8 protein-coding genes are annotated in these 7,032 nt (G+C 36.9%); 5 read left to right on the top strand and 3 right to left on the bottom strand.

Annotated elements, in window-relative coordinates; genetic code table 11:
* Positions 1–116: 116 nt before the first annotated feature.
* Entirely contained in the window at positions 117–797 is a 681-nt protein-coding gene (locus M901_RS07680) for an LON peptidase substrate-binding domain-containing protein (protein ID WP_021277620.1), read from the bottom strand.
* A gap of 169 nt (positions 798–966) precedes the next feature.
* On the opposite strand from M901_RS07680, the gene M901_RS07675 reads away from it, so the two are divergent.
* A complete protein-coding gene (locus M901_RS07675; RefSeq protein ID WP_021277617.1) occupies positions 967–1,887 on the top strand; it encodes a type I phosphomannose isomerase catalytic subunit in 921 nt (306 codons plus the stop codon).
* 17 nt (positions 1,888–1,904) lie between these two features.
* Positions 1,905–2,708 carry a hypothetical protein gene (locus M901_RS07670; protein WP_021277624.1) on the top strand — a complete coding sequence of 268 codons (804 nt, stop codon included), beginning with the start codon at positions 1,905–1,907 and terminating at the stop codon, positions 2,706–2,708.
* On the opposite strand, the gene M901_RS07665 is transcribed toward M901_RS07670, so the two are convergent.
* Complete coding sequence (locus M901_RS07665; protein WP_021277619.1) at positions 2,709–3,053, bottom strand: hypothetical protein; 345 nt, start codon at positions 3,051–3,053, stop codon at positions 2,709–2,711.
* Positions 3,054–3,253: 200 nt separating this feature from the next.
* Between M901_RS07665 and M901_RS07660 the strand changes: the two genes are divergently transcribed.
* Together M901_RS07660 and M901_RS07655 are read left to right on the top strand one after the other, a co-directional pair.
* Positions 3,254–3,754 (top strand): hypothetical protein, encoded by a 501-nt coding sequence (locus tag M901_RS07660; protein ID WP_021277621.1) that lies wholly within the window; start codon positions 3,254–3,256, stop codon positions 3,752–3,754.
* Between the two features lie 27 nt (positions 3,755–3,781).
* Entirely contained in the window at positions 3,782–4,699 is a 918-nt protein-coding gene (locus M901_RS07655; protein ID WP_021277618.1) for a sensor histidine kinase, read from the top strand.
* Here the strand turns inward: M901_RS07655 and M901_RS07650 are convergent.
* Entirely contained in the window at positions 4,696–4,893 is a 198-nt protein-coding gene (locus M901_RS07650; protein WP_021277622.1) for a hypothetical protein, read from the bottom strand. The two genes, M901_RS07655 and M901_RS07650, sit on opposite strands and share 4 nt — an antisense overlap.
* Positions 4,894–5,154: 261 nt before the next feature.
* On the opposite strand from M901_RS07650, the gene M901_RS07645 reads away from it, so the two are divergent.
* Positions 5,155–6,816, top strand: a complete 1,662-nt coding sequence (locus M901_RS07645; protein ID WP_021277623.1) for a long-chain-fatty-acid--CoA ligase — start codon at positions 5,155–5,157, stop codon at positions 6,814–6,816.
* The last annotated feature ends 216 nt before the right edge of the window (positions 6,817–7,032 follow it).

Genomic DNA, 7,032 nt, shown 5'->3' with positions numbered 1-7,032 from the left:
AAAGTTTCTTCCCCTATTATTTTAATAGCTTGATTATTATAGACTTATTTAAAAGGCCTCGAAAAGAATTTTCCGCTATAAAGTAGGGAAGGATATTCTTGATTAAAAGAGTCGGATTAGTGGGCACATTTTGAAATTTTATCAATACTCTCAAAATCTTTCATTGCGTCAGAGACAAAGTGATCTTCTTGAAAGGGAAGGTGATCTCTTAAGAGAGCATTTACTAGATGAACTCTCTCTATGAAGCTGTCATTTTCAAGAAGGAGCTGTCTGATCTCCTTGTCCTTGATTAAGAAAGTACAGACATAGTCCAAGATGTGCTTATCTGTTTCCATTGTGGAGATAAATTGGTTTCTCTCAATTGTATTTGTGACATTATCTTTAAGCCAGTTAATAAGAATGAGTCTAATTCTTTCAAGTTTTGTCGTAACCCATTTTGGATCTTCGGGCTTGTCTTTTAGTGTTTCCACCCAATAAACAGGATAGGGAACAACTTGTTCCATTTCAATGATTCTCACTTTTCCGTGGCCCTTCATGAGAACTTTGAGAGTTCCATCATCAGCTCGCTCTAGAATAAGAGGTGTCCCGATTCCACAAACCTCTCGGGGTTCGGGAAAGTCATCAGGGTAGTCCATTTCATTTTGAGACAGTGCCACTCCAATAGGAGTATCTGTTGCAATCGCATCCTGAATGAGTTCTTCATACACTTCGTCGACAACATAGAGTGGGAGCGATGTGTTTGGATAGAACACAATATTATTTAGAGTGAGAATAGGAATCTTTTGGATCTGTCTCATGCATATTATTTTATATGGATTTGATATAATAATTTCTTAAGCTTGTTAATTTCAGGGAAAATGCGGCTCAATTCAGCTAGTTAGCGCGGCGCCTTGTCTTGAAAGTTAATAGATGCCACTATATTGTTAAGAAACATTAATTTATTGATAGTTTAAGTAAGAGAAGTTTTTGAAAATAGATAAAGTTCAACCACATTTAACATTTAAAGTTTGGGGTGGAGAGAAGCTCTGGCAATATAAGTCGCCAAAAAATCAGGGCGAAGTTCAACCCGAGGAACCTCTAGGAGAGACCTGGGAAGTTTCTCGTCACTCAGATGGTACTTCATTAACAAGTGAAGGAGAGAAGCTCTCAGAACTTTATTCAGAGGCAGAACTTCCTTATCTCATAAAATTTATCGATACTGGGGCCAACCTCTCAATCCAAGTTCATCCCGATGATGACTATGCTAGTGTGCATGAGAGTGATTCTGGGAAAACTGAGTGCTGGCTGATTATGGATTCTCAACCTGGAGCTGGTATTTATCTTGGCCTAAAGAGCGACGTCGATAAAGAGAAATTGAAAGCTGCAATTGATAAGGGGGAGAGGGTCAATGAACTTCTCAATTTCTATGAAGTAAAAGCGGGAGACTTCTTCTTTGTGCCTGCCGGAAGTATTCATGCTATCGGAGAAGGTGTGACCTTGGCCGAGATTCAGCAGTCTTCTGGAATCACATATCGAGTTTGGGATTGGAATCGAATGGGGACAGATGGAAAACCTCGTGAGCTTCATATTCAGAAGGCCCTTGATGTTATCAACTTTGATTCGAAACTAAATACGAAAGAATATTTCAAGTATGTCCCTGAAAGCTTCAAACACCCTGAAATAAGACTTGTCGAGCATGATGATTTTACAGTCACTTTCTTTTCAGCGAAGGAAACTGAGCTCGAGATAGACCTTGATAAGAGAGTCAATTCTCTCGTGGTCTTAGAGGGAGAAATAGAGTGCTTAGGTCAAACTTTCTCTAAATATGACTGTGGAATACTCCCTCCAAATGATGGGAGAGTCTGTGTTAGAATAGATAGTGAGGCTAAGTTTTTATTCGTCAAATAAAGAGGTAGGGTAAATTTATGATTAGAAGTTCTTTTGCAATATTTGTAACACTTCTAATAACTCTTTCCTGCACAAAGAAATCAGAAATTAAATTCACCGAGAATGCATTTTATATCAATCCGATTAAAACTGGTCTGACAGATGTACGCGTAGAGAAATGGAGAATTGGGCCAAACAGAGATCAAGAGGTTTCTAAAGGCGTGACTGTCTTCGTGAGTTTTCCTCTACTTGAAAGAGATGAGCTCGAAAGACTGGTTACTGAATTTGGTATTGATTCATGGCTTATTAAAGTTAAAAAGAGATCATTCTCTGTCAACACAACATTAGGTTATGTTTATATTCCTCTCATTGTTCCTGGTACACAAGGTAAGAATAAGAATCGACGTCACCAAATAAAGAAGGGAACATTCTCTGTTTATTATTCTGCAGCAGCTATCTCAAAAAGGTTTGAGAACTTTGAGTGCCCTGCTTTTAATCACAACCGCTATGTTGAAGACTGGACAATAAATAAGAGACCGATCACTTTAGATCAAATATTTGCGGGACCATTGGAAGAGACATATATTGGCGCCAAAGTTACAGAGTATAGTTATAGCGGCAATATTCTTAATGGTGGGCAATCGATAGAAGGTGATTATACGGTAGAGATTGCTCTTTATAATCACAAAGAAAAGAAAAAGAAGAGTAACTATATTGAGTTAGTTGAAGTTTTAAATATTTCGGCCGAAAGACAAAGACAAATTTCTGGATGTGAAGGATTTCAAATTCCAACGAAAGAGGAAGATGTTAATAAGATGGAGCTCTTTCGTTGGAAACGATAATTAGTACTTCTTACAGTTTAGTGGAAAAGTCATTTCATGACCTTTTCTCGATCTGATATTTACGAAGTCTTCTAATTCACTAAAACTATTCTTATTATTTAAGTGAATTGTGTGTTTCTCTCCACCAACAAAGAATATCTTTGTGATTGCTGGTCCATTTAACTTTGTTCTTTGAGCAACTGTCTCAGCTGGAAATCTTCCATCAAGAGAAAGCTTGTCTCCGTTGATTTTAATGACAACATTACTTCTAGGTGTTGAGCACTTAACTTTAAGTGGGCTTTTTGCAGCTAGAACTGGTGTTGATAGTAATGTGAATAGCAATACTAAATTCTTCATCTTTTTCATTTTGATCCCCTAATTTATCTTCATCATTTGAGTATTATTCTCAGTATTAATAAAGCAAGTGACGTGCCAGTTTGATTGATAGGTTTTTAGGCACTTAGGAAAGGGGAGATGTCTAAAGTTTAGACGGCCTGTAAAAAAGTTAAGATTTTATAACAACTTTATTCAACACTTTAACTGCGTTTTCAGCTAAGATTAGATAAATGAACTTATTTCATAAAAACTCCTTAAAGCACAGAATCCTTATTCTCACTATTTTGGTGAGCTCGATTCTCTCAACCATTTTTACTCTAGGGTCTTTGACTGTAGATTATAGACTTGGTGTTAAGAAGATGGATCAAAGGATACACAATCTTGAGATTACAACTCTTGGGTCCTTAAAAGGAGCTCTTTGGGATTTGAATATGAAAATTATCAATGTTCAGCTAAATGATCTAGCTCAAATTGATGGTGTTATTCAAGTTAGACTCTACGATGAATCACATAACTCACTCTTCTACGGAGTGAATAAAACTTATAAGAAATCACTTTCTATTTTTAAAGAATTTGAAAAGGCCTATCCATTACATTTTGATGTCGATAAGAAGAAAGTCTATGGTGGAAAGCTCGTGATTACTTTTACGAGAGAGCATATCTATAAGGATGTTATCCGTAGAGCTCTTATTACTTTTATTTCGCAAGCGACGAAAACATTTGTCGTGTAATTTATTCTCATTCTCCTTTATGAGAGATTGATTACAAATGATCTTGTAAAGGTCTCAAATGTCTTAAAGAATTTAAACTTAACATCTACTGAAGAAAAAACTCTCTTTCCACAAAAGAGAAAGGCTGATGATGAGATTACAACCTTACAGAATCAACTCGAAGCGATGTCCAGAAGGTTGGCCAATATAAATAAAGAGAACAAAGAACTCTTAGAAGTCGCCAATGCTGAAAAGCTCCTCCAGGAGAGTAAGGCCTTAAATGCTGCACGTCTTGCCTCTTTAGGGGAAATGGCCGCAGGTATTGCTCATGAAATTAATAACCCTTTAACAATTATTAAGGGGAATATTCATGCCATGGGTAAAAGACTTAAATCTGGAAACGAAATTAATGAAGAGCAATTCATTCAATCCTTTCAAAAAGTTGACGTGGCAATTGATCGTATTACAAAAATTATTAGAAATATGAAGAAGATCTCGAGGGATACAAGTGAAGAAGTTTTGAATAATATTCAACTTGAAGAACTCGTTAAAGACACTCTTGAGTATTACAAAGAGAAGTTCAGAAAGAATGATGTCCAATTTCAAGTCTTCTATAACTATGATTGTTTGGTCAATGTGCGAGAAGTGGAATTGTGCCAAGTTCTCATAAATATTCTTAATAATGCTAATGATGCAGTATCTACTGTTCCTAAGAAGTGGATTAATGTCCATCTTGAAGATGGGGGAGACTTTGCTTTAATCAAAGTAAGTGATTCTGGGCCGGGTGTTTCATCTGAAAATATCGAAAAGATTTTCAATCCATTCTATACGACTAAGGAAGTCGGTAAAGGGACAGGTCTTGGTCTTTCAATTTCTAAGGATGCGATGGAACAGATGGGAGGGGATCTCTCTCTTGAAACGGACTCTGAGGTAACGAGCTTCACCCTCAAGCTTAAAAAAGCCTAATCAATATCAAATTCAGCATATTTTTCTAGAAGCTCTTCGGCCAGCTGTTCATCCGTGAGCTCTATCTTGTCTTTGCCTAAAAGCTCCACTGGAATACTTGGATCGACTTCATCACTTGAGAATCCAAAAGGGCAGTCATCGCAACCGCTCTTGCAGCAAAACTTCTTTTTCTTGCTTGGAATACTTGTAACCATGACGCAGTGTCTCGCTTCTGGGAAAAAACTAGGCCCTTCATTCAAAGGGCCATAAACAGTGTGTGTGAGAATGTTTTTTTAAAACGCAGAGTTTATATCTAGTTTGAAACAAGAGATCAAGCATAAATTTAAATTGTTGTAGTTTCAGCTATTTAGGCAAGATGGATGCATATTGTAAGAGGATAACAATTCTAATAAGATAGAGTGTATATATATTTATTTAGGAAGAGCATAGGAATAGTTTAAAAGAGAGGAAGAACTATGGAAAAACCATGGCTTAATGAATATGAGGCTGGAGTCCCTCATGAAATTAACCCAGAGACTTACAACTCAATCCCTGAGTTATTAGAAGAGTCTTTTGAAAAGTTTGCGAAGAAGCCGGCTTTTCACTGTATGGGGAAAACGCTGACTTACTCAGAGATGGATTATCTTTCACGTAAGTTTGCATCGTATTTACAGAATAATCTTGGACTAAAGAAAGGGGATCGTGTTGCTATCATGATGCCAAATATTCTTCAGTATCCAGTTGCTCTTTTTGGAATTTTGAGAGCTGGAATGGTGGCAGTTAATGTTAACCCACTTTATACAGCGAGAGAGCTTGAGCATCAGCTTAAAGATTCTGGAGCAAAAACAATTATTATCTTTGAAAACTCGGCAAGTGTCTTGGCCGAGATTATCGACAACACTCCAGTTGAGCATGTTCTTGTAACTCAAATTGGTGATATGCTTAAATTCCCAAAGTCACTTCTTGTGAACTTTGTTATTAAGCACGTTAAGAAAATGGTACCAAAATGGAACCTAAAAAATTCAATTCCTTTTCTTAAAGCAGTTGATGAAGGTGATGAGTCGAAATACAGCCGAGTTGAAATCACAAATGATGAAACGGCTTTCCTACAGTACACGGGTGGAACAACTGGTGTTTCTAAGGGAGCGGAGTTAACTCATAGAAATATTGTGGCCAACCTTACTCAAGCAAAAGCTTGGATTTCAAACAAAACTGAAGAAGGGAAGGAGATTATTATTACTCCTCTTCCGCTTTATCATATCTTCTCACTGACTGCGAACTGTTTTACATTCTCAACAATCGGTGCACTTAATGTTCTTATTACTAACCCAAGAGATATTCCTGGATTTATTAAAGAACTAAAGAACTGGAATTTTACGGCACTGACAGGGGTTAACACGCTTTTCAATGGTCTATTAAATAATCCAGAATTTGCAAATGTAGATTTCTCATCACTTAAGCTAACTCTTGGTGGTGGAATGGCCGTGCAAAGAGCTGTCGCAGAAAAGTGGAAGAATGTGACTAAGACTCCTCTGATCGAAGCTTATGGTCTAACGGAAACTTCACCTGCTGCATGTATCAACCCAATGAATCTTGCTGATTATAATGGAAGTATTGGACTTCCGGTTTCATCTACGGATGTTTGTATTAAAGATGATGATGAGAATACACTTGCTCCGGGAGAGATCGGTGAGCTTTGTATAAAAGGTCCTCAGGTCATGAGAGGTTACTGGAATAGACCTGAAGAAACTGCAAAAGTTATGACTGCTGATGGCTTCTTTAAAACTGGTGATATCGGAATCATGGATGAGAAAGGATTCTTCAAAATTGTTGATAGAAAGAAGGATATGATTCTTGTTTCTGGATTCAATGTTTATCCTAATGAAGTTGAAGATGTTATTATTACTCACCCAAAGGTATTTGAATGTGCTGCAGTTGGTGCTCCGGATCCAAAGTCAGGTGAAGTCGTGAAACTCTTCGTCGTAAAGAATGATGAGTCTCTAACAGAAGAAGAACTCAAGGCTTTCTGTAAAGAAAATCTTACGGGATATAAAGTTCCAAAGATCTACGAATTTAGAGCTGATCTACCAAAATCAAATGTTGGAAAAATCCTACGTAAAGATCTAAGAGATCAATAAAATCGAATAAGTAAGGGGTCTTAAAGGCCCCTTTTTTTGTTCCTATACCTTGAAATAATCACCATTATCACAAATTGTTATTGGAATTCTCTTCCTTTCTCAAGCATATTAAATTCAGTGAAAAGGGAGAAATAATGAAACTCATTATAGTGCTAAGTTTAGTTGCTATTGAACTTACTATTCAAGCAGCTTGTTCTTATTCTATTGGAAAAGAGA

This window comes from Bacteriovorax sp. DB6_IX (assembly GCF_000447775.1).
Lineage (GTDB): Bacteria > Bdellovibrionota > Bacteriovoracia > Bacteriovoracales > Bacteriovoracaceae > Halobacteriovorax_A.
This window is presented reverse-complemented; position numbering and strand designations above follow the sequence as displayed.

Coding starts and splice junctions, on each gene's coding strand:
- M901_RS07680 (WP_021277620.1), bottom strand. CDS start 797: ATGAGACAGATCCAAAAGATTCCTATTCTCACTCTAAATAATATTGTG.
- M901_RS07670 (WP_021277624.1), top strand. CDS start 1,905: ATGATTAGAAGTTCTTTTGCAATATTTGTAACACTTCTAATAACTCTT.
- M901_RS07665 (WP_021277619.1), bottom strand. CDS start 3,053: ATGAAAAAGATGAAGAATTTAGTATTGCTATTCACATTACTATCAACA.
- M901_RS07660 (WP_021277621.1), top strand. CDS start 3,254: ATGAACTTATTTCATAAAAACTCCTTAAAGCACAGAATCCTTATTCTC.
- M901_RS07650 (WP_021277622.1), bottom strand. CDS start 4,893: ATGGTTACAAGTATTCCAAGCAAGAAAAAGAAGTTTTGCTGCAAGAGC.
- M901_RS07645 (WP_021277623.1), top strand. CDS start 5,155: ATGGAAAAACCATGGCTTAATGAATATGAGGCTGGAGTCCCTCATGAA.